Below are 22,763 nucleotides of genomic sequence, written 5' to 3'. Positions count from 1 at the left end.
CGAGGGCTCCGTGCATTAAGCCCGCGCGTACCGCGTACTAGCGGCGCCTGACACGCCGGGCAAGGACTCGATCAAATCAGCCGCATGCTCGGGCGGGCTTCCACAAATGGGCGGCCGCTATCGAAATGCCTCCGGAAATGTCGTACCCAGGGCCATTACGGCCTGCCCGCCTCTTGTTCGTCATCCAGGCGGGCACATTCCTCGCGCAACTGGCTGGCCAGTGGAGAGTCGTGGCGGGGGTCCAGCGCTTCCTGCATATCGTGCGCGGTGTAGAGGCCAGCCTCGCGCGAGAGGCTGCTTGCCAGTTTGCGGGCGAACCCGTCGCTCAGCATGGCCACGCGGCGCAACTCCGCCGCGCTTAGGCGAAATTGCGCACGCTCCAGCCAGAGTTGCGCCAGGGTGATGGCCTGCGTATCGCTGATCCAATCGTCATGCTGGTAAAACAGGGTCAGCCGTTCGGCGCTCAGCGCGAACAGGAGGGATTTGCGGACGTAGGAGTCGGAGTGGGCGGGGGAGGGCATACGATCGATCTTGGGTTTGAACGGGAGAGGCGCTAGAGCAGGCCCAGGAAGCGGTCGAGGATCAGCAGGTGGTCCTCGAACATTTCCGCTTCCATGCCGGCCAGCGAGGCTACGGGCACCCAACGGGCCGCGGCGGCATCGTCCGCCGCCTGGATGGCCGGCAGCCGGTCCAGCGGCAGCGGATAATAGAAGGCGTGGCTCAGCGTGCGCCCGCGCGGGCTGCGGTCGGGATGGTCGAATAAGGCGTGTTGCGATGCCGCCGGGTTCGCTAGCTCGGCCGGTAGCAGCAGGCCGGTTTCCTCCCGCAGTTCACGGAGCGCGGCGTCCGCTACCCGTTCGCGTGGATCGAGAAAACCGCCGGGCAAGGCCCAACAGCCTTTGCCCGGATAACCGCCGCGCCGGATCAGCAGCACGTGCCCGCAGCAGTGTACGACGGCATCGACCGTCACGAATACCGGGGGATACGGCGCTGCTGCCCAGGCCTGGCGGTAATCGCCCAGATAACGGTACTCGCCCAGCAGCGCGGCAAAGTCGGCGCCGGCGGAAAAATGCCGCAGAAACTCGCTTACCGGCGGCGGTAGGTGCGTTGCGATGGGCTCGACGTCGCCCTCCGCCTCGAACCACCGCGCACGCAGATCGGTTGCGTTGCGGCCATCGATATTGGCCATGGCCAGCAGCGGCCAGTCCGGAAAATCCTGCAAATAGCGGGTGCTATCGTTCTTGAGATGGCCGATCAGGCCGATGCGCCGGCCAGCCGGTATCGCGGCCGTGACCGCCTGCTGCAATGCGGCCCGCCAGCGCGCACCATCGTAGTAATCGCGTATGCCGACAAAGCGGACCCGGTCGGCCTCCTTGCCGAGACTGGCGCGGACCATGTCCTGCCGCTCCGCCGCCGTGAAGGGATTGCGGCAACTGCGTGCTTGTCCGGCCGAACCCAGTACCACCAGTACGTGTTCCGCCCTGGCCAAGGCTTGCCGCAACAGGGCCAGGTGGCTGTTATGCAGCGGTTGGAAGCGGCCGATATAGACCAGGGTATCGAAGTCCATATCTCACCAAGCCGTGGCGATCGGCATTTGCCGACCATTGCCGAAGGCGCGATTGCGCACCCGGATGATGGGGGGCGCCTGGCGGCGCTTGAATTCGGACTTGGCCACCAGACCCAGCACCCGCTCGACCAAGGCCCCGTCGCCGGCCGCCAGCAGCTCGGCGACGAAGGCGTCGGCATGCGCGTGTTCGGCCGGCCGCAAGCGGCTGCCCTCGATATGTAGCTTGAGGATTTCATCCAGCACCGGGTAGGGCGGGAGCGAATCGCTATCCTGCTGGTCCGGCGCCAGTTCGGCCGATGGAGGCTTGTCGATGATGGCTTGCGGGATCAGCTCGCGGCCATGCCGCTGGTTGTAATGGGCGGCGAGGGCAAAGACTTCGGTCTTGTACAGATCGCCGATGATATTGAGGCCGCCGTTGGTATCGCCATACAGCGTGCAATAGCCGACCGAAATCTCCGATTTATTGCCGGTGGTGAGCAGAAGATGGCCGAAGTGGTTGGAATACTCCATCAGAATGGTGCCGCGGATGCGCGCTTGCAGGTTTTCCACGGTCAAACCGGAGGGCTGCGTATGGAAATGGCCGGCGAAGCCGGCACGGTAGCCGGCCACCAGTTCCGCAATGGGATGTTCCAGCAGCGACACCCCGAGATTGGCGCACAGCGCCACCGAGTCGGTCACGCTGCCTCGGCTGGAGTACTGCGATGGCATGGTGATCGCGACCACATTGTGCGCACCCAGGGCGTCGGCGGCGAGCGCCAGGGTCAGCGCGCTGTCTATGCCGCCGGAACAGCCCACCACCACTTTATGGAAGCCGATCTTGGCAGCGTAGTCGCGCAGGCCCAGGATGATTTGCCGATAATAGAACTCGCTGTCGGCCAGGTGCAGCTCGACGGCCTGATCCAGCGCCTGGCCCTGGCGGCGAAAACCCTGCTCGAACTCCAGCGTTTCCAGCGCCGTTTCGAACAGCGGCAGATGGTGCACCACGCCGTGCAAGGGATCGACCACGAAGGAGCCGCCGTCGAACACGATCTGATCATTGGCGCCCACCTGGTTGACGTAGACCAGCGGCAAGCGCCAGTGGCGTGCGATGCCGGCGAATAGCGCATGGCGTTGCGCCGGCTTGCCGACATGGGAGGGGCTGGCGTTGATGCTGATCAACAGCTCGGCGCCGGCTTCGGCCAAGGTTTTGACCGGATCGATGGCGTAATCCTTGCCCTCGCTATTCCAGGCATCCTCGCAAATCAGGAAACCCAGCCTATGGCCCTTCAGTTCGAATAGGGCGGCCTGGTTCACGCCCGGTTCGAAATGGCGGCGCTCGTCGAAAATATTGTAGGTGGGCAGCAACTGCTTGTCGTAGCGCAGCACGATCTCGCCGCGCTTGATCAGCAACAGGCTGTTGTGCAAAGGCTTGCCCACCCCTTCGTTGCGCGTGACCGCGCCGATCGCCAGCGCCGTGTCGGTGGCGCGCGAGAGTTCGAGCAAGGCATCGAGCGCCGCTTGCTGGCGCGGCAGGAAATCCGGTTCCTCGACGATATCCTGCGGGTAGTAGCCGGACAGGCACAGTTCGGAAAACACCAGCAGGTCGGCCCCGGCCTGGCTGGCCGCGGCGATGGCGACGCGCATGCGGGCCAGGTTGCCGTCGAAGTCGCACAGGGTGTAGTCGAGTTGGGCAAGCGAAATACGTAGCGTCATGGCAGCTTCCTCACCGGCGTTCCGTCTGGAATACATCGCATAGATAGTTCAGGAAGTTTGCGTCCTCGCACATCCCCTTGCCCGGGCTATCGCTGATCTTGGCTACCGGCTGGTCGTTGCAATGCACCAGCTTCATCACGATTTGCAGCGGGGTATGGCCGCAGTCGTTGCTGAGATCGGTACCGATGCCGAAACCGGTACGGGCGCGGTCGGCGAAATGGCGGTGCAGCGCGAAGGACTTTTCCAGGTTCAGGCCGTCGCTGAATACCAGCATCTTGCTGTTGGGATCGATCTTCATGGCGTGATAGTGGGCGATGGCCTTCTCGCCCCAAGCGAAGGGATCGCCCGAGTCATGGCGCAAGCCGTCGAACAGCTTGCAGAAATACAGGTCGAAATCGCGCAGGAAGGCATCCATGCCGACCACATCGGTCAGGGCAATGCCCAGGTCGCCGCGATATTCGCGCACCCAATGTTCCAATGCGTTTTTCTGGAAATCGCGCAGCCGCGAACCGAAGGACTGGAAAGCTTGCAGATACTCGTGCGCCATGGTGCCGATGGGCGTCAGCCCATGCCGCCAGGCCAACAGGACATTGCTGGTGCCGCGCATGAACGGGGCGGCTTCGCGCGCCAGTGTCGCCACCACATGGGCATGCCACTCGCGCGAAAACCGGCGGCGCGTGCCGAAGTCGAAAAAGACGAAGGGTGCCCGCCGCGCCGGCTCGGCGGCAAAGGCTTGCAGCGCGGCCAGCTTGGCGGCCAGCTTTTGCTCGCCGGCGGCCCAGGCCGCTTCTTGCGCGAACTGGCGGAAATACGCTTCGTTGACGATGGCCAGCACATAGATTTCGAACAGCATGCAATGCAGCATGGGGCCGCTGACACGAATATCCAGCCCGTCGCCATCCGCTTCCAGGCGGATAAAACGCCGTTGCAATTGGAAAAGGCGCAGGAAATCGACAAAGTCGGATTTGATGAAACGCAGACCGCCGAGATAGGCCAATTCGTCTTCGCCGAAGCGTAGTCCGCAGAGATGGTCCAATTGAGCCTCGATCTCGCCGCGCAGCGCGGCCAGCGGCAGTTCGGGCCGATTACGGCACTTGAAGGTGTATTCCGCCTGGGTCTCGGGCTGGCTATGCAGGATCTCCTGCATCATGGTGAATTTGTACAGATCGGTATCCAGCAGCGAAAGGATGACCGGGTCGAACGAAGCGGCAGACATGCGGGAGAGTCCTTTACGGGTTCAAGCTTGATAGTCGGTCGACAGGCCCAAGCGCATGCCACGGGCTTGCAATTCGCCGACAAAGGCGGCGGCCTGCGCTTCGAAGCCGGCTACCGGGCTGCAACAGTCGGCCAGCAACATCAGTTTGCCGACTTGATCGGCGCCGAGCTGGTCGGCGATATCACGGACGGTACCTGCCACGCAGTGCGACAACGCTTCGCCGCCGACCAGAATGGTATCGGCGGCAGCCAAACGTTCAAGCAGGTCGAGATTGGGCAGGGTGGCCGCGTCGGCCGGGTCCGGTACCTCGGCCGCGATGGCCGAATAGTGCTCGGTGCCGGGATTGCTGCCCTTGCCGACATAATTGACGTTGCGCAGCCTGGCCAGGCTCCAGTCGTGCAGCGACCGCTGCAGGTCGTCCTGTACATTGTGTCCCCAGCTACCGATCAGGCAATGTTCCGGCCAGATGATCAGCTGGTAGCGGCCCCGGCCGGCCAGCGCTTCCACATAGGCCAGGCTGGCAGCCTGCCGAGCCGGATCGCGCGCCCGCCAGATGCCACCGCGTACCTCCGCCACGCCGATCACGCTGAACGGCGTCGGCGCCTTCCCGGCCGCATCGCACCACCAGCCGGGGTGGGCAATATCGAGTGGATGATGGGAGTCGAGGCTGACATGGATGCCCGCCAAGGCCGGTCCCAGGCGGGCTATCAAGCCGGCCAGGCGCTGCATATCGGCATGGGCGCCCGGTACCGGCAGTGCCGCGCCGGCGATATCGCAAAAGTCGTTTTGCGGATCGATGATCAGAAGCTGCGTATTGCCCGAGGTGTGCATCGCGGTTCCATTCGCTGAATGGTGGAGGTGCGGCTATTGTGACCAATATAGTTGCATTGTGCAACTATGTTGAGACGGCTTATCCGCTAAATCATCCCCACAGCCTGTGGATAAAGTCAGGCATAACTCGAGAGCAAGTTCGCAAAGTTCCTGTTCGCCCTGGTATTCCCATGGCGTGCCTGTTTTTTAGGCAGGGCCTATGGCGCTATTCAGCGACTGCCGTGCTGGATCTACTCGAACACCATACTGGCAGGCGGAACCACATCAAGGCTGTAGCGATTACGCCCCGCCTGCTTGGCGCGATACAGCGCGGCGTCGGCCATCGGGATCAGGTGCTCGGCCCGTAGGGCAGGCATATCGACGAAGGCGATGCCTATGCTGGTCGAGATGCTCAGGCTGGTGCCCTGGAACAGCACCGGCTGCTGCGCGGCCGCCAGGATTTTTTCCGCCACGGCAGCGGCGTTGTCCGGAGATTGGACATTGTCGAGTGCCACGCAAAACTCGTCGCCGCCAAAACGGCCCACGATATCGGACTCGCGCAAGGCTCCCTTGAGATAGCCGGCAAAGGCCTGCAGTACGGCGTCGCCGGCGGCATGGCCGTGTTGATCGTTGATCTGCTTGAAGTGGTCGATATCCAGGTAGAGCACGGCGAGTGCTTCGCCCGTGCGGCGATGGCGCCGCAGCGCCAATTCCAGGGCTTCCAGAAAGAAGGCCCGATTCAGCAGGCCGGTCAGCGCGTCCACCGAAGCGCGCGACTGCCATTCACGTTCGCGCTGCTTACGCTCGGTAATATCCCAGGCAATGATATGGAAGCCGACAACGTTGCCGCCGATATCGGTCTGCGGGATAAAACGCCCTTCGAAATCGCGCATGCCCTGCAGGGTCATCATGGCGCTGTCGCTGCGGGCGGGTTCACCTTGCAGGGCAGCGGTGATCAAGGGCGCGATGGCTGTATGGAATTCCTTGCCCATGGCCTGCTCCAGCGTCATCCCCAGCACGTCCAAACCCAGCATGGCCTGGAACTGGCGATTGCAGTACTGGAAACGCTCCTCGCTATCGACGAACCCCACCAGCGCGGGGAGATTGTCGGAAATGGAACGCAGCGTTTCCTGCTGTTTGAGCAGCAGGGCCTCGCTATGTTTGCGCTCGCTGATATCGTGCAGAAAACAGGGGAACTCCACCGCGCCTTCCTTCCGCAGCACGGTGATGGTCAGTTCCACCGGAATCTCGCTGCCGTCGCGACGACGGGCGGGTAGCTCAATGCGCCGGTTCAATACCGGGCCTTCGCCGGTGGCGAGGAAGTGTGCAATGCCTTGCCGGTGCTTTTCCCGCAGGGTCTCCGGAATGATCAATTGCTCCAGCGGCTGGCCCATGACTTCGGCCTGTTCCCAGCCGAAGATGCTGACCGCCCGGGCATTCCAATCGGTGACCAGGCCGGCGCTGTCTATGCAGATAAAGGCCTCGTGCGAAGCGGCGATGATGGACTGGATTCGCTCTCGGCCTCGCTGTAGCTCGATTTCGTATTTCTCGCGACGCAACAGCTCTCGTTCCAGTGCCGCGAGCGTTTGGGTGCGTTCGGTCAACAGCGCGTCATTGCGCTGAAACTGCAGCTGGTTGCCGAGTGCCGCACCCAGCATGCCGGCCATCAATTGCAGGGTCTGGATATCGTTGCCATCGAAGCCGTGCGCGGTGGGGGCGATCACCTTGACCACGCCGACCGCCTCGCCGGCCCGGAACAGCGGCGCCACCACCATGGAACCGGCGCCCACCTTGCGGCGGGCGACCTGGTCCACCCGTTCGTCGTTGGCGCAATCGGCCGAAACGATGACCGTCCCCGCCCGCACGCATAGGCCCGACAGGCTGCTGCCTCGTTGCAGGCGCAGGCCGACAAATTCAGCCACCGTGCCGCTGCCGGCCCGATAGACCATTTCATCGCCTTCCACCATCTCCACCACGGCGCCGCTGGCCGGCGTGAGCACCAGCATGCGCTGTACCACCACATCCAGGAAATGCGTCATATCCATGGCTGATTGCGCCAACTCGGATTGGGTAGCGATGATTTGGGTCAGCCGCTGGGCATGTCGCTCCATCTGCTGGGCATCGGCGTGGCGCCGCTCGCCCTCGCGCAAGAGATGGCTGTTGGCGGCCTGCAAGGCTTCACCGTTTTCTTGCTGGGTACGCAGGCTGCGCAGGGCGAATACATAGACGGCGCCGAACAGCAGCAGATCGATCAAGGTGACGATGACGATGGCGCGCCGGTTCCACTCATCCAGCTGCCGGGCGCCGGCCGAGAGGTTCCGCAGTCGCGCTTTCACATGCGCCTGCAGGCCGGCAACCTCCACACGGATGCCATCCATCAGGCGCTTGCCATGATCGGTGTGCTCTCCGCCGGCTTGGTCGTCGCGTCGGCGTGCTGCGATCCGCTCCGCCTGGTAGCGGGCAAATTGCGCATCCAGCGCCAGCAGCCGGGAGAAGGATTGCCGTTGGGCGGACACTCGCGCCAGCTTGTCGCGCAGCGGAGGCAGCAGCGCCCGGATATCGTCCTGGCCGCGCCGATAGGGGGTCAGATAGGCTTCTTGACCGGCCAACATATAGCCCCGTTCGCCGGTTTCCGCATCCTTGTAGGCAGACAGCAAGGCATCCAGCTGGTCCAGCGTCCTTTCCTCGGCCGTTGCGGCCTCGTGCCGGGCAGCCACCTGGAAGGAAAGCGAGAACGGCAGCGCCGCGCCCACCAGCAGGACGACGAAGCCAAGCGTGAATCCGGTGCGTAAGCAATTGTGCATATCCGGCGATGCTTCCTCGATGGCGCAGGGCCGAGCGCGACGATGACGGGTCCGGCATGGCAGGGGTAGACGATGGGCCGACGCTTACTTGGTCTGGGTGAGGCGTCGGCTCCAGTTATCCTCGATGGTTTTGTAGCGGCCGTTCTTGCGGATGATGGCCATGCCCTGGTCAAAGCGTTCCATGGCTTGTGCCGCGGCCGGGTGACGTTTGGAGAACGCGGTGTAGACGCCGGCCGGTGCGACCTGGCCGACGATCTTGAATTTGCCGGCGAATTCACCCGGCCGTTTCTTGATCAAGGCGCGGGTATTGAGATCCATCGCCACCGTGTAGCGCACCCGCCCGGCGATCAGCATGCGGAAATTGTTTTCGTCGCGCAGGGTGAAGGTGCGCAAGATCTTCTTGTTGGTATCGAAGTCGGGGCCGTACTCGTAGCCGTTGGTTACCGCCACATCGCGGCCTTCCAGGTCGGTGGGGCGAAGATCGTGCTCCACCGAATCGGCCCGGGCGTAGATCTGGTACTGGACGTGGAACATAGGCAAGGCATGCCAGCGATAGTCCGCCTCGATCCCGGGGTGGCGCAGGGTGTCGAAACAAGCGACCAGGGCGCCTTCCCTGGTCAGCGCCATACAGCGGGCATAGGGCATCACGTCGTATTTGACCGTGATGCCGACCGCACTGAAGGCTTCGCGCACCAGTTCGACGGTAAGCCCCTTCAGCTCGCCGTTCACCAAGCCAGAATAAGGATACCAGTCGTCCTCCGCCCCAATGGTGATGGATTCCGCTGCTGCCGCATCGAGCGCGAGGCAGAGTGCTAAGCCATACGCTTTCCACTTCATGTCATGGCTCTTGTTCCAGGTGTCGCCCTTGCGGACGTCGTGAGAAATAGCCGCCGGCCCGGCGATTTGTTACACGCAGTGTAGAAACCAGCCTTTGGGTCCGCAAGGCGTCATGGCGGGGATTGGGGGTGCAATATTTATCAGCAAACTTGAATGATATTCGCCTGCCTTCCCGGCTGTTTCACCCTTGCCAGTGGGATAGCTTCCGGGATGTGTCTTAAATATTGATTGAAGAAAAATGAATATGTATTCTCGGGCCATGCCGGCCCAGCCGCCGCCCACCTCCAATACGGACGCGACAACATATGAAGAATAGCGCGATGCTCTACCTCCCCAGCTTTATCGCCCCCTCCCGCCATACCGACGCCGCTGCCGCCCTGGACAAAGTACGCGAGATCTACGAATCCAGCGTGGCGCACCTGCGCGACGCCATGCAGCGCTTTGTCGCCGGCGAGACCTTGCCCGGCCATGTCCGGGCCTGCTACCCCTTCGTGCGGGTGCAGACCGACACGGTGGCACGCCAGAACGCCACCGAAAGCGCGCATCTCAGCTACGGCTTCGTGGCCGGTCCGGGCCGCTTCGAAACGACGTTGACGCGTCCCGACCTCTATACCGAGTACTACCTCGAACAATTCACCTATCTGCTGCAGAACCACCAGGTGGAGCTGGAAGTCGGTACCAGCACCCAGCCGATCCCGGTGCACTTTTCCTTTGCCGAGCATGACCATATCGAGGGCAGCCTGAGCGCCGAACGACGCCAATTGATGCGCGACGTGTTCGACCTGCCCGACCTGGGCGCCATGGACGACGGCATCGCCAATGGCACCTACGAACCGCGTGCCGGCGAGCCGCGCCCCTTGTCCTTGTTTACCGCGCCACGGGTGGACTATTCGCTGCACCGCTTGCGCCACTACTCCGGTACGACGCCGGAGCATTTCCAGAATTTCGTGTTGTTTACCAACTACCAGTTCTATATCGATGAATTTGTTCGACTGGGCCACGAGACGATGAACGATCCCGACAGCGAGTACATCGCCTTTGTCGAGCCGGGCAATGTCGTCACCCGCCGCCGTGGTCTCGATGCCGAGGCCACCGACCTGCTGGGCAAGGCGCTGCCCCGCCTGCCGCAAATGCCCGGCTACCACCTGGTCCGGGCCGATCGCAGCGGCATCAGCATGGTGAATATCGGCGTGGGCCCGGCCAACGCCAAGACCATTACCGACCATATCGCGGTACTGCGTCCGCATGCCTGGATCATGCTGGGCCACTGTGCCGGCTTGCGTACCACCCAGCAATTGGGCGACTACGTGCTGGCCCACGGCTATGTGCGGGAAGACCATGTGCTGGATGAAGACCTGCCCCTGTGGGTGCCGATCCCGGCGCTGGCGGAAATCCAGCAGGCGCTGGAGGCGGCCGTATCGCTGATTACCGAGACGGAAGGCGCCGAACTGAAGCGCATCATGCGCACCGGCACCGTGGCCAGCACCGACAACCGCAATTGGGAGCTGTTGCCGGACAATCAGCCGCAGCGCCGTTTCAGCCAGAGCCGGGCGGTGGCGCTGGATATGGAAAGCGCCACCATCGCCGCCAATGGTTTCCGCTTCCGCGTGCCCTACGGCACCCTGCTGTGCGTCAGCGACAAGCCCTTGCACGGCGAAATCAAATTACCGGGCATGGCCAATCAGTTTTACCGCGAACGGGTGGACCAGCATTTGCGCATCGGTATCCGCGCCATGGAAATGCTGCGCGGCGTGGACCAGCTGCATAGCCGCAAACTGCGCAGTTTCGCCGAGGTGGCGTTCCAGTAAAGAAGAAGTAGGCGCGACGGTGGCTGCCGCCGCCGCCGCGCGATGGTCCCGGTATTTGCCGGGACCACAGGACGCAGGCCTTAAGCCGGACAGTTCCCAGCAGCGGGCCATGCGGTCTTGCCATCGACGGCGAACGGCGTGGCGAGCGGGGCCTTGAAGCCCTTGGATTCGCAGGGCACCACCCAGAAGCGCTTGGGCGCGGCGGCATAGCCATAGCTGGCCACCTGGCTGGCGGCGTTGGCGCTATAGCGTATCCCCCACATATCGAAGAAATCGCGCTGGTCGCGTTGGGTGATATAGGACATGCCGATCAGCATGAAGTCCTCCGCCACGATATTCTGGACCGCGCTACGGCTGGCATAGGCTGCGTGGGAGTAGCCCAGCTTGGCCCGTTCCGCGCTCCAGTCGGCATCGCTCTTGAGCGCATTCTGGAACAGGCGCTCCTGCAGGTACAGCAGGCGGTAGAGGTCCCAGCCTTCGTCGCCGATGCCCGGCAGGGCGCGGCTGTTCAGGGCGGCCTGCCAATAGAACATCAGGCGGCCCCAGAACAGATTCTCGTTGAACCACAAACCATTCTTGACGTAATCGGCGACGTTGCCGGCCGGCTGCTTCTGCGCGTTTTGCAATAGCTCGAACGTGGCCTTCTGGGCGAGGTCGCGGCCGTATTGCGTGGCGTTCGGGTTGTCGCGGTTGTAGTGCAGCCACTTGTGTACCGGGAAGATATTGTTGGATATCTCGCCCGACTGGCCGCCATACAGCTTGAAACGGCCGTATTGCAGATTGTGGCCGATCTCGTGCGACTCGCCCCAGCCCAGCGGGTGGTAGGAACCGTAGCTATCAATCGGCTGGCCCGAGCACATATAGCCGCAGTTGGCTTGGTCGGTATTGAAATGCTGCACGCCGTTGAGGCCATGGATGGCGTTGCTGCCGCAATCCCAGCCTTTTTGCCGGCAGAAATCGGCCACGCTGGCGGGCAGGGCCAGGTCGCGGCCATTGAAGGCGGCCAGGTTGTAGATGTCTTTGTAGAGATAGGTCCAGGTATCGCTCACCAGACGATTGATATCGTCGCCGTAGTCCTTGATCGATTGGCGCATCTTGTCGCTGGTGGAGTGGACCTCGAAACCCGGCGTGAGGATTTCGGACCAGCCCAGCGGGTTGCTCTTGACGTTGGCGGCAAAGGTGGCGGCGCTATCCGGGCCGCTATAGACAGCCTGTTGACCCACCCCATTGAACTTCAGGTCAATATTGGTGGCGGGCGTGGCGTTGTCCAGCTTCACGTAGACCAAGCCACCATAGGGATGGGTAACGGTGACGGTCTGGCCGGAGACCAGCGGGATGGCATTGCCCCACAGATACATCGGCCGGTCGTATTTGCTGCCGAATACATGCGCGGCGCCCATGCGCAGCTGGTTGACGAATACCCAGGCCTTGCCGCCGCCACGATCCTGCCGGCTGACAGTGAAGCTACGACCCGGTAGCGCATAGACGGCCGCGCTGGTGCTGAATTCCACATTGCGGCTGGTGAAGCTGCGGCTGACTTCGGCGGCCGGGACTGCGTCGGCCAACGCCGGGCTAAAGCTGCTGCCGCGCAGATCCAAAGCCGGCGTCACGGTGCGCAGGCTGGCCAGGGCATGGTCGGCGTAGAGGGCTTGCATGAATTGCGCGGTGGGCGTGCCCTCCTTGCTCATGGGGTAGCGTACGCTGCGCCGATACTGGTCGCCCAGTAGCACCAGCTGCTTGAGCAGGGCAGGACTGTCCGCGGCGAACACCGGCTGGCCGGCTTGCTCCAATGCACTGATCCAATTCTTGACCTGCTCGGCGCCCTGGTAGAACTCCTGGTCTATCCCGCCGGCGCCACCGCAACGTTTGTCATCGTCGCCGCACTGGCTCCAGTTGAAGGTGTAATCCCCTTTGCTCAGGTGATCCACCAGCCGCGTCAGCGCTTGCTGCGGTTGCAGCTTGGCGCCCTGCGCCGCCTGCATGGCGGCCAGGTTGCTCCAGTTGGCGCTGTCCTTGGCGAAATAGTTGCCGGCATAGGGCAGGGGGGCCAAACCCAGCAGACCGGCGGCTTGCGGAAAACCGCCGTCGCCCCAGCTGCCGGTGTGTTGATACAGCAGCGGCTTGCCCGCGGCCAGCGCCTGCTTCAGGTAGGCCGACAGCACGGTGTTGCCGTTGTCCGGCGAGGCCGCCTGGCTGCCGACCAGCAATAGCTGGCTGGCCTGACCGCAGGCCGTGAGCTGGCTATCGTCGTTGCAGCTGGTGACGGTCCAGTTGGGATACTGGCTCTTGAACCACAGCTTCAGTGCGGCCTGCTCGCCATTGCTGTAGCGCAACAGGCTGATGCTGCGAGCGCTGCCGATGTCCGCTTGCTTGCCCAGCAGCAGCCAGGCCAGCAGACGACGGCTGGGCGACTGCATGGACGGCGCGCTGCCTGCTTGCAGATTGCCGAGCAGATTGCTGCCGATGGCGGCGACCCGGCTTTGCTCGACCCGGCCGGCGGCAGCCAAGGTCTGGCCGCCACTGCCGACCAGCAGGGGGAACATACGCGCCGAATCCCGGTTGCTGATCGGGGTAAGCAGTTGGGAATTGCCGGTTGGGTTGTAGACGATGCTGTCGTTGGCCCAGATCTGTTGCAGCAGGTCGGTGTGCTCGGCATTGCGCTGGCCGATCTGTTGCTTGATGGCCTTCGGCAATACGCTGCCGTCGCTGAGAAGCTTGATATCGCCGGCGCGCATGGCGGCTGCCAGGGCGTCTTCGACCGGCGGAACGGTCGGTGGAACGGTCGGTGGAACGGTCGGTGGAACGGTCGGTGGAACGGTCGGTGGAACGGTCGGTGGAACGGTCGGTGGAACGGTCGGCGGGACGGTCGGCGGGACGGTCGGCGGAACGGTCGGCGGAACAGTCGGGTTCGTGCCACCGGTCTGGTCGGGTTTATCACTGTCACCGCCGCCACCACCGCATGCGGTCAGCAGCAGCGAAGGCAGCAAGGCCATGACGAGGGTCTTGCGCAAGAATGAGGGGCGTACAGGCATGGATGCTTCCGGAACGTAAGGCGTGGCGGGCAAGATAAGGCGAGGCAGTGCTATGACGAGGGAATATTAGCAAACTTTGTCACAGCAGCGAAGCGCATCATGCCAATTGCATGTTCCGATGTGGCTTAATTGCGAAGCTGGTCGCCGGCGTAGGGGAGCCATTAGTGATCTGAAAGTTGACGGACCGGCAGCCAATGAAGCTGCAACTGCTTGGAAGTGCAGGAACGAAACGAAGGTTCGAAGCAGCGGCGCGGTCAGTGGGCCGTCAGTTCTGCCGAGATATGCAGCACGGGTCCGGCGATCCTATTTCACCGTCGAACTCGGCGTGCCGGGCTGGTGAACGAAAACCCATTCCGACAAGCTCGGCTTTTTGACGAACTCCGCATTCGCCTCACTGAAATCATCCTGCTTATGTGGCATGCGCGTGGAAATCGAGTGCACGCCCATCACACCGCCGCCGGGCGCATTGATCACGGCCCAGTCGCGTTGCCCGGTTTCCGGGTCGATATAGAGCTGACGCAGATGGCGGACGGGCTGCAGGAAGCGCGGATCCATCAGCAGATCCTCCAGCCTGCCCGGGTAACGGCCGTTGCCGCCGGGCATTTCCACGTAATGGCGAATGGCGTCGCGGTAGAGGCCGCCGACGTACAGCAATTCTGCTTCGCGCTGCCGCTCCGCCTGGGTGGCGCTGACTTCCACCGCCTTGCCCAGCAGCAGGCCCATGATCAGTAAGACACCCATCAGCCAGAAGTAGGCCAGCCCAGCCTGGCGTTGCTTACCAGTCGGCATAGTTGCTGCCGTCGGCCGCTTTGCCGGGCGCGCCGCTCTTCACGTCGGCGACATTGCCCTTGGCGTCGGCGCCGGGGGCGACCACCCGCCAGCTGTCGCGCCGTTCGGTAAGGGGATCGAGCGGGACTTCACGCAAATAGCGCATCTCGACCAGCTCGTCCAGGCTGTTCGGATAGCGGGCGCGGTCGCCGTGGAATTGGTCGATGACCCGGCGCAGGGTGGACAGATCGTCGCGCAGCACGGTTTCGCGGGCACGGTCCACGCTGCCGTAGTAGCGCGGAGTAACCAGGGTCAGCAGGATGGCGATGATGGCCATGGCCACCAGCAGCTCGATCAGCGTGAAACCGTTCGGACGAGGGGAGCGGGCTTGCTTCATGCGCTTACCATTCTCGGTAGGGCCGGCCGTTCAGGCCGGTTTCCGGGCTGAGCGGGTAAACATCGTAGACATCATCACCCTCGCGGGGAGCATCGGCCGGGCTCTGGTAGCTGCGGTAGCCCCAGGTGGCGGCGGCCGACGCGCTGGCATCCGGAAAGAACGGGTCGCGCGGAATGCGGCGCAGAAAGAAGATACGCCGCTTCTCGGCCGACTTGCGGTCTTCCACGCCATCGACCAGTTGTTGCAGATTGCGTGGGTAGCCGTTGCCGTTGGCCACCTTCTCGATCCGGCCATCGTCACCGGCGCGTTTGTATTCGTCCAGCGCGCTGCGGATCTCCCGCAGCGCCAGCTTCAGTTCCTGCTCCTTGTTGCGGCGGGCATTGAGCTGCGTCAGCGGCATCGCGGCGGTTGCCAGGATGGCCAGCAGGGTCAAGGTGACCAGCAGCTCGATCAAGGTGAAGCCGGCGTGCCGGCGAACGCCGCGCGCCCAGGTCATGGCCGGGTGCCACCCTGGCCCTGGACGCCGCTAGGTGGCGGCGGTGGAGGAGGGGGCGGCGGCAGCGGCGGCCGCATCGGTTCGACCTGCACGCCCTGCGGCACGGTACCCGGTGGCGGTGGGACGGCTTGGCCGCCGTTGGCGGCGGGCACACTGATCTTGGCGCCACGGCTTGGCAATTGCAGCGGGTCGGCGCCGACGCTGTTTTCGGTGCCGCTGGCGAACTGGGTCAGCTCGCTATCCGGCGTCTCCAGGTTGCGCACGATGCGCGGCGTGATCAGCAGAACCAGTTCCGAGCGGTTGTATTGGTTCTTTTCCGAGGAGAAGATCTTGCCCAATAGCGGCAATTGGCCGAGGCCGGGCACGCGGGCGGCCGATTCGATCTCCTCGCGCTTGATCAGGCCGGCCAGCACCTGGGTTTCGCCGTCCTTGAGCCGCAGGACCGTATTGGCGCGGCGGGTGCCGATCTGGTAGGTCAGCAGGCCGGACTTGCTGGGCACTTCCTTGACGATATTGCTGACTTCCAGATTGAGGCGGATGCCGACCTCATTATCGGGATAGACCTGCGGTTCGACGTCCAGCAGCAGGCCCACGTCCAGGTAATTGATCGATTCGGCCACCGAGCCGGAAGTCGGATTGGTGGTGGTGGTGATCACCGGGACGCGGTCGCCGATCTGGATCTTGGCTTTTTCGCGGTTCTTGACCCGGATGCGCGGGTTGGCCAGCGTGTTGGCGGCGCCGTCGGTATGTTTGAGATTCAGGATAAGCGCGGGGTCGGAGATGCCGACGCGCAGGCCGTCCTTGCCCAGCGCGCGCAGCTCGCCCAGGCTGAGGCTGCTGCCGTCGAAGCTGGTCGGCACCGATAGCGACACCCGGTCGGGCAGCTGCATGCCCAGATTGGCCAGCTTCTCGCTGGAAATCTCCATGACTTCCACGTCCAGTACCACTTCCGGATCGGCCAGGTCCTGCGAAGCCAGCAGTTTTTCGGCGATCGCGATGGCTTCCGGGCTGTCGCGCATGACCAGGGTGTTGAGCTTCTCGTCGATATAGATATCGCGGGTCTTGACGATGGTCTTGATCAGGGCCAGGGCGGACTTGGCTTCGATATTGCCCAGATAGAAGGTCTTGACGTGCAGCGGGTCGATATCCTTCTGGCGATTGGCGTTCGCCGGATAGATCATCACCGTATGGTCGTTCAACAGGCGTTTGGACAGCTGATTGCCGGCCAGCAGCACATTGAGCGCATCGTTCAACGGGGTGTCGCGCACCATGATGGTGGTGCGGCCATCCAATTGCGCTTCGCGGTCGAACACAAAGTTGACGCCGGTACTTTGGCTCAGCATATCGAAGATGGACGACAGCGGCGCGTTGCGGAATTCCAGCGTGACCGGGGTGTTGAGCGGCGAGTTTGCGCCGGCCGGGGTGTTGTCCTGGCGCAGCCGCTTGCTTTCCAGCTCGGCCAGCAGCTTCTTGGCACGGGCATGGCGCGGGTTGTCCGCCAATACGCCCTTCAGCAGGGTGCGGGCGCCGGCATCGTCCTTGTCGGCGATGGCGCGGGCCGCTTCGTTGACGCGGCCGGCCTGCTGCTCATCCTTGGCCAGCCGGGCCAGGCCGTCGCGGGCACGCGGATGGTTGGGCAGGGCCAGCAAGGCGGCTTGGTAGCGGGACTGTGCTTCCTCGAACTGCTGATTCAGGCGCAAGGTATCGCCGTCGCGCGCCAGGCGGTCGGCCTGTTGTTCACGGGTGCGGGCCCAGGTGGCGCGGATGGCGCTGTTTTCCGGATAGGTGCGCACCAGCTGTTCCAGCTCGGCGGCGCCTTCATCGGTGCGTCCTTCGTTGAGCAATTGCTTGGCATGGCTGAGCGCCGCCTGATCGCTGGCGCAGCCGCCCAGCAGGGCCAGCGCGACCAGGCTGGAGAGGGGGTATTTCATGGGTTTGCTCCAAGGGACAGCACCCGGCTTTGTTGCGTGCCCAGGTGGGTAAAGGTGAGACCGGCGCCGTCCAGTCGTTCCAGGCGCCAGCCTTGCGGCAGGGTGTCGCCCAGGTGGGCGACCAGTGGGCTGCCTTGCAGGTCGAGATAGACGTCCAGGCGGCCGTTGCGCTCCAGCTTGCCCAGATACTGGAAGGGCAGGGTGGTTTCGGCGGGCGCACTGGGCTGAGGAGGTGGTGGCGGAGGCGGTGGCGCGGTCTCCGCTGAGCTGGTCTGGGCGGCATTGGGTTTGGCCGAGTGGAACGGGTCGCCCACCGGCGCCTGGGCACTGTCGCGCCCCAGGCGCGAGAACCAGTCGTCCGCCGCGGCGGTCTTGTCCGCCTGGCCAGCAACTGCGTCATCGGCCGGCGCGCCGGCGGTCGCGGGAGTTTGCAATTCAATGTCCCCGCCGTCCTGCTCCAGGCGGCTGGACCACCAGGCCAGACCGGCTACCACGGCCAAGGCCATGAACCAGAGGGGTTTGCTGCGCTTGTTCATGGCTTGGCTCCCGGGGCGGCTTGGCGGTCGTCGCGGTAATAGAAGCTGAAGCGCAGCCGTGCCGTGACCACGTCGCTGGCCTCGTCCCGGTCGAAGCGTACCTCGTCCAGTACGGCATTGGGCGAATGGTCCAGCACCGTTTTCAGGAAGGTACGCAAGGAAGGATAGTCACCGTCCATGGGCAGGCTGACCTGATAGCGCAGCAGCGGCAGGCCGGTGACCTGCTGTAGCCGGTATTCCGATTCGCGCACGGCCATATCGGCCGAAGTGGCGGCATTGTCGATGGCGGCCAACTGGTCCGGCAGGGTGGAGAAGGCCGGGAAGTGGCGATAGAAGGTGCCCAGCGCATCGACCTTGGTCGGCTGCGCGGCCTGCATTTGCCGTGCAGTGCGTTCCTGTTCCTGTAGCGTGCGCAGCCGGTCTTCGCGCGGCCGCAGTTGCACCAGCCATAAGACCAGGGCGCCCAGCAACAGCCAGATGCCGAGCCGGCCGGCACTGCCCAGACGCTGCCAGGCCCAGCGTACCCAGGGGTAAAGTGCAGTCGCGTTCATGGCCGGGCTCCACTCGGCGCCGCCGTGGCCGCGGCCGGTGCAACCGGCAGTGCCTGGCCCGGCTGCGGGCCGGCCCATTGCGCGGCGACCTGGAAGCGGATCAACTCGGCATCTTCGTCCCAGCGCTGTTGCAGCAGGTGTACCTGCTGCAGGCCGGATTGGTCGCGCAAGCGGCGCAGATAATCGTACAACTGGCTGGTTTCTTCCGCCTCGCCGCCCAGCAATACGCGGCGTTGACCATCATCCAGGCTTTCGCTGGCCTGCGGCAGTACCTGCGAGAGCTGTACGCCGGTCACATCGGTCTTTTCCAATTGCAGGAACAAGGCTTCCCACGGGCGGCCGAACTGGCCGGCCAGCTCGCGGGCGCGCTGCTCGGCCTGCGGGTCGCCCTTGCCGGTGGTTTGGCCGGCATCCTGGCGCCAGCGCTGGCCGTCGGCGCGGGCCAACTGCGCATCGAGATCGGCAAGATGCCAGCTGGCGGCCAACACCGCAGCCAGGCCCAAGGCGGCAACCAGGCCGCTCACGAGCGGATGGCCGCCGGGCTGGCGGATAAAATCGAGTTCTACCTTACGCATTTCAACATCCGAGGCAGAACGCCCATTCCTGGTCTAAACGTGGATCGAATCCGGTCCGGGCCGGTAGCCGCAACCAGGTGGCGGACAAGCGCCCCAGGTCCGGCCGGTCGCGGCTGGGCGCGACAATGAAAACGGGGGTGTCCAGCGCATCGAGGCTGGCGCTGGCCTGGGCGATCAAGCCCGGCAGGCGTCGCTCCCACGGCTCGGTCAGCATGCGATTGTACAGGTTGACCCAATCGCCGCCCTTTAGCTGCAGCAGGCAGAGCCGCTGTGGTTCCACCACGGCCAGCAGCGATTCGGCCGGCAGTTTGCTGGACAGCTGGTTGTATACGCTGGCCAGCATGGGCCGCACGCTGCTCAGCTTGAGGCGTTGCTGGCCGGCCAGCTCCGCGAAGGAAGCCAGCCAGCGCGTGTCGATGGCACTGACCACCCGGTTGCTGCCCGGGGCCAGCGGCGATAGCGTCAAGGTCCAGCCGTTGGCTGCTTCGCCGTACTGTTCGGCCAGCAGGGTGCGGGCGTAGTCCTGGCACAGGCTGTCGTCGGCCAGGGTGGCATGCCAGGGCAGGACGGCATAGCGGACCCAGGCGTTGGATAACACCACTTCCAGTTTGCGCGCACCGGCGCCGGCGCCGATCAGCCAGGCGGCCAACTCGTCCAGCAGCAGGGCGCCATCGGCCAGGCGCAGGGTAAAGCGGGCGCTGGCCAGCCGCCGTTGCCCTTTCAGGCGCACGGCTTGCAGGCTGTCGGCCAGGACGGCCACGACCACGCGTTCAGCGGACAAAGGAAACACGGTTGATTTCCTGCAGAGTGGTTTCACCGCGCGCGACGGCGGCCAGGGCCACTTCGCGCAGCGGACGGGTGCCGTAGCGGCGGGCGGTTTCTTTCAGCTCGCTCATGGGCGCGCGGCGCAGGATCAGTTCGCGCAGCGGATCGTTCAGGCGCAGCACCTCGGCGATCGCGACGCGGCCGAGGTAGCCGGTCTGGCGGCAGCGGGCGCAGCCACGGCCGATCTGGAATTTGAAGTGCTTGAGGGTATCGGGCCGGATGCGCGAGGCGAGCAGCAGGGCCGGGCTGGGCCGTTCCGGCACGGCGCAGTGCGGGCAGACCCGGCGGACCAGCCGCTGGCCCAGCACGCCGTTGAGTGCCGATACCAGGCTGTAGGGGTCCACTTCCATATGCAGGAAGCGGCTGATCACGTCGAACACCGAGTTGGCATGGACGGTGGAGAGCACCAAGTGGCCGGTCAAGGCGGCTTGCACGGCGATCTGGGCGGTATCCGGGTCGCGGATTTCACCGACCATGATCTTGTCGGGGTCGTGCCGCAGGATGGAACGCAAGCCGCGCGAGAAGGTCAGGCCTTTTTTCTCGTTCACCGGAATTTGCAGGATGCCCGGCAGTTGGTACTCGACCGGGTCTTCAATGGTAATGATCTTGTCGCTGCCGTCGTTGATTTCACTGAGCGCGGCATAGAGGGTGGTGGTTTTGCCGGAACCGGTCGGGCCGGTGACCAGCAGCATGCCGTAGGGCTCGGCCGCCAGTTCGCGGATGATGGCGCGGGTGGCAGGGTCCAGGCCCAGGCTTTCCAGGCTGAGACCGGCCATCTGGCTGGTGATGGCCTGCTTGTCCAATACCCGCAGCACGGCATCCTCGCCATGCATGCTGGGCATGATGGAAACGCGGAAGTCCACTTCGCGGTCCAGGATCATGGCCTTGAAGCGGCCATCCTGAGGCACCCGCCGTTCGGCGATATCCAGCTCGCTCATGACCTTGAGGCGCGAGATGGTCTGCTCGGCCAGTTCCACGCCGTTGACCCGCTTGCCTTCACCCAGCACGCCGTCGATGCGGTACTTGATGACCAGGCCTTCATTGTCGCTTTCGATATGGATATCGCTGGCGCCGCTCTTGAGGGCGTCGTACAGGGTGGAATTGACCAGCTTGACCGGCTGGCTGCTTTCCTCGGCGATACGGGCCAGGGTAATGATTTCCACCGTCTCGCCACGGCGGTTGCCCTGTGCCTGCGGCACCATGCCGTCGATGGCGCGGCGGCCTTCTTCCAGCGCGGCGAAGCGGGCGCTCAGTTCGCGGTCGTCGCACAGCGCCAGCTGGTAGACGCCGTCCAGCTTGTGTTCCAGCCAATGCAGCAGGCCCGGTTGCAAGGGGTCGGCCACCACCGCGACCACGCGGTCCTTGTGGCGGATGGGCAGGCAAAGCCGGCTCTGGCATTCGGTGAAGGACAGCCGACTGAAATCGGGATTGAGGCCGGCCAGCTTGGCCGGGGGGACCTGTGGAATGCGGAGGGTGGCCGACAGCGCCGCCAGCATGGCTTCGCGGCTGGATTGCGAATCGGTCGCCAGGGCTTCCAGCAGCGGAATGCCGCCGGTTTCGGCCGCCTCGCGCGCCCGCGCCAGTTCCGCCTGGCTGAGCTTGGCCCGCAGTACCGAAGAATTGACGCGCGCGTTCATTTCAAGCCCCCGGCCAAATCGAAGATGGGCAAATACATCAACACCACGATCAAGCCGATAAAGCCACCCATCAGCATCATCAGCAAAGGCTCGATCAATTTGGTGGCGGCATCGACGAAGCGGCTCAGCTCGTCGTCATGGAAACTGGCGATGCGTTCCATCATTTCGCCCAATTGTCCGCTCTTTTCGCCGACGCGCAGCAGCCGCAAGGCGACCGGGGTGGTCAGGCCGGCGCGCTGCATGGTGTCGGCCAGCGGTTGGCCCTGGCGCAAGGCGGCGACCACCTGCAGCAAGGGGCCGCGCAATACCGGGTGCAGCAGGCCGGCAACGCGTTCATAGGCGGTGACCACCGGAATGCCGCCGCATTGCAGCATGCCGGCGGCGCGATAAAAGCGGGCCAACTGGAACAAGCGCAAGCGCTCGCCCAGCCAGGGGCTGCGCCAGGCGCGCGCCATCATGGCGGCGCGCACCGAGGGCTGGGCGGCCAGCCAGACCACGGCGGCCACGGTGCCCAGCAGGCACAGCGCGGCGGCCAGGCGATGCTGCTCGATCATGCCGCCGAAGGCCAGCAGCAGGCGCGACATCAGCGGCAGTTCGGTGTGCATGCCTTCGTAGATGCGGCTGAACTTGGGTACCAGGTAGCCCAGCAGGAAGAGGCAAACGCCGCCGCCCACCACCATCAGCATGGCGGGGTAGATGGCGGCGCCGACCATGCGCTTCTTCAGCGCGTCGATCTGTTGCTGGTAGGCGATAAAGCGGCCCAGCGCGCGATCCATATCGCCGCTGGTCTCGCTGGCGCGCACATTGGCCACCAGCAATTCCGGAAACACCGCCGGCCGCGCCGACATGGCCTGCGACAATGTCTTGCCCTGGCGCAGGGCCAGGATCAGTTCATCCAGCACGACCCGGACGGCCGGGCGGATTTCCTTTTCGGCCAGGGTCTCGATGCATTCGGTCAAGGACAGGCCGGCTTCCAGCAGCGCCACCAACTCCTGGGTGAACAGCAACAGGTCGAAGCGGGGCTTGCGCTGCAGTGACCAGCCGCCGGCTGCTGCGGCTTTCACGCCCACCACCTTCATACCTTGGGCCTGCACCTGGGCACGGGCCTGTTCCGGCGAGTCGGCGCTGATGGTCAGGCTGATCAAGCGGCGTTCGGTATCGATGGCGTTGACGCGAAAGGATTGCGACATGGCTAGCGGCGCTCCCCGACGGGGCGCGGGCGCCGCACGCGGCTAGCCGGCGTGGCGGGCACGGCGAGCGGATGGGGGAGGCGAATCAGCA

At 64.2% G+C, this 22,763-nt stretch carries 17 protein-coding genes and 2 pseudogenes; 1 reads left to right on the top strand and 18 read right to left on the bottom strand.

Going from position 1 to position 22,763, the window contains the following annotated elements:
* Positions 1 to 155 precede the first annotated feature (155 nt).
* From FNU76_RS24840 to FNU76_RS03105, 7 genes and pseudogenes are all read right to left on the bottom strand, one after another.
* Positions 156 to 701: pseudogene (locus tag FNU76_RS24840) on the bottom strand (hypothetical protein); the annotation flags it as partial.
* Positions 602 to 1,567, bottom strand: a pseudogene (locus FNU76_RS03130) (bifunctional nicotinamide-nucleotide adenylyltransferase/Nudix hydroxylase); the annotation flags it as partial. The pseudogenes FNU76_RS24840 and FNU76_RS03130, both read right to left, overlap by 100 nt.
* Before the next feature lie 3 nt (positions 1,568 to 1,570).
* Positions 1,571 to 3,259 carry an NAD+ synthase gene (locus FNU76_RS03125; RefSeq protein ID WP_143856352.1) on the bottom strand — a complete coding sequence of 563 codons (1,689 nt, stop codon included), beginning with the start codon at positions 3,257 to 3,259 and terminating at the stop codon, positions 1,571 to 1,573.
* A 10-nt stretch (positions 3,260 to 3,269) separates the two neighbouring features.
* Complete coding sequence (gene pncB, locus FNU76_RS03120) at positions 3,270 to 4,475, bottom strand: nicotinate phosphoribosyltransferase (RefSeq protein ID WP_143856351.1); 1,206 nt, start codon at positions 4,473 to 4,475, stop codon at positions 3,270 to 3,272.
* A 21-nt stretch (positions 4,476 to 4,496) separates the two neighbouring features.
* On the bottom strand, positions 4,497 to 5,306 hold the full coding sequence (locus FNU76_RS03115; protein WP_143856350.1) for a cysteine hydrolase family protein: 810 nt from the start codon (positions 5,304 to 5,306) through the stop codon (positions 4,497 to 4,499).
* Between the two features lie 230 nt (positions 5,307 to 5,536).
* Positions 5,537 to 8,089: a diguanylate cyclase domain-containing protein gene (locus FNU76_RS03110; RefSeq protein WP_143856349.1), complete on the bottom strand. Its 2,553-nt coding sequence runs from the start codon at positions 8,087 to 8,089 to the stop codon at positions 5,537 to 5,539.
* 84 nt (positions 8,090 to 8,173) lie between these two features.
* Positions 8,174 to 8,926, bottom strand: coding sequence for a substrate-binding periplasmic protein (locus FNU76_RS03105; RefSeq protein ID WP_143856348.1), 753 nt, complete (start codon positions 8,924 to 8,926; stop codon positions 8,174 to 8,176).
* Positions 8,927 to 9,231: 305 nt separating this feature from the next.
* On the opposite strand from FNU76_RS03105, the gene FNU76_RS03100 reads away from it, so the two are divergent.
* Complete coding sequence (locus tag FNU76_RS03100; RefSeq protein ID WP_308418601.1) at positions 9,232 to 10,734, top strand: AMP nucleosidase; 1,503 nt, start codon at positions 9,232 to 9,234, stop codon at positions 10,732 to 10,734.
* An 80-nt stretch (positions 10,735 to 10,814) separates the two neighbouring features.
* On the opposite strand, the gene FNU76_RS03095 is transcribed toward FNU76_RS03100, so the two are convergent.
* The 11 genes from FNU76_RS03095 to FNU76_RS03040 all read right to left on the bottom strand — a co-directional run bounded on the left by FNU76_RS03095 (position 10,815) and on the right by FNU76_RS03040 (position 22,672).
* Positions 10,815 to 13,766 (bottom strand): ImpA family metalloprotease, encoded by a 2,952-nt coding sequence (locus FNU76_RS03095; RefSeq protein WP_179958325.1) that lies wholly within the window; start codon positions 13,764 to 13,766, stop codon positions 10,815 to 10,817.
* Between the two features lie 303 nt (positions 13,767 to 14,069).
* Positions 14,070 to 14,555: a type II secretion system protein gene (locus FNU76_RS03085; protein ID WP_143856346.1), complete on the bottom strand. Its 486-nt coding sequence runs from the start codon at positions 14,553 to 14,555 to the stop codon at positions 14,070 to 14,072.
* A complete protein-coding gene (locus tag FNU76_RS03080; protein ID WP_143856345.1) occupies positions 14,542 to 14,931 on the bottom strand; it encodes a type II secretion system protein in 390 nt (129 codons plus the stop codon). The genes FNU76_RS03085 and FNU76_RS03080 overlap by 14 nt, the downstream gene beginning before the upstream one ends.
* Before the next feature lie 4 nt (positions 14,932 to 14,935).
* Positions 14,936 to 15,427, bottom strand: coding sequence for a type II secretion system protein (locus FNU76_RS03075; RefSeq protein WP_143856344.1), 492 nt, complete (start codon positions 15,425 to 15,427; stop codon positions 14,936 to 14,938).
* A complete protein-coding gene (locus tag FNU76_RS03070) occupies positions 15,424 to 17,358 on the bottom strand; it encodes a secretin GspD/PilQ domain-containing protein (RefSeq protein ID WP_143856343.1) in 1,935 nt (644 codons plus the stop codon). Before FNU76_RS03070 ends, FNU76_RS03075 begins: the two co-directional genes overlap by 4 nt.
* On the bottom strand, positions 17,355 to 17,894 hold the full coding sequence (locus FNU76_RS03065; protein WP_143856342.1) for a hypothetical protein: 540 nt from the start codon (positions 17,892 to 17,894) through the stop codon (positions 17,355 to 17,357). Before FNU76_RS03065 ends, FNU76_RS03070 begins: the two co-directional genes overlap by 4 nt.
* Positions 17,891 to 18,445, bottom strand: coding sequence for a hypothetical protein (locus FNU76_RS03060; RefSeq protein ID WP_143856341.1), 555 nt, complete (start codon positions 18,443 to 18,445; stop codon positions 17,891 to 17,893). The genes FNU76_RS03065 and FNU76_RS03060 overlap by 4 nt, the downstream gene beginning before the upstream one ends.
* Positions 18,442 to 19,020: a PilN family protein gene (locus tag FNU76_RS03055; RefSeq protein WP_143856340.1), complete on the bottom strand. Its 579-nt coding sequence runs from the start codon at positions 19,018 to 19,020 to the stop codon at positions 18,442 to 18,444. Before FNU76_RS03055 ends, FNU76_RS03060 begins: the two co-directional genes overlap by 4 nt.
* Position 19,021: 1 nt before the next feature.
* Complete coding sequence (locus tag FNU76_RS03050; protein WP_143856339.1) at positions 19,022 to 19,810, bottom strand: hypothetical protein; 789 nt, start codon at positions 19,808 to 19,810, stop codon at positions 19,022 to 19,024.
* Positions 19,791 to 21,482: a GspE/PulE family protein gene (locus FNU76_RS03045; protein WP_143856338.1), complete on the bottom strand. Its 1,692-nt coding sequence runs from the start codon at positions 21,480 to 21,482 to the stop codon at positions 19,791 to 19,793. Before FNU76_RS03045 ends, FNU76_RS03050 begins: the two co-directional genes overlap by 20 nt.
* Positions 21,479 to 22,672 carry a type II secretion system F family protein gene (locus tag FNU76_RS03040; protein ID WP_143856337.1) on the bottom strand — a complete coding sequence of 398 codons (1,194 nt, stop codon included), beginning with the start codon at positions 22,670 to 22,672 and terminating at the stop codon, positions 21,479 to 21,481. Before FNU76_RS03040 ends, FNU76_RS03045 begins: the two co-directional genes overlap by 4 nt.
* Positions 22,673 to 22,763: the final 91 nt, after the last annotated feature.

Origin of the sequence: Chitinimonas arctica (assembly GCF_007431345.1) — a bacterium.
GTDB lineage: Bacteria > Pseudomonadota > Gammaproteobacteria > Burkholderiales > Chitinimonadaceae > Chitinimonas > Chitinimonas arctica.
Note: the sequence above shows the minus strand (reverse complement) of the source record. Positions and strands in the feature narration are given on the sequence as shown.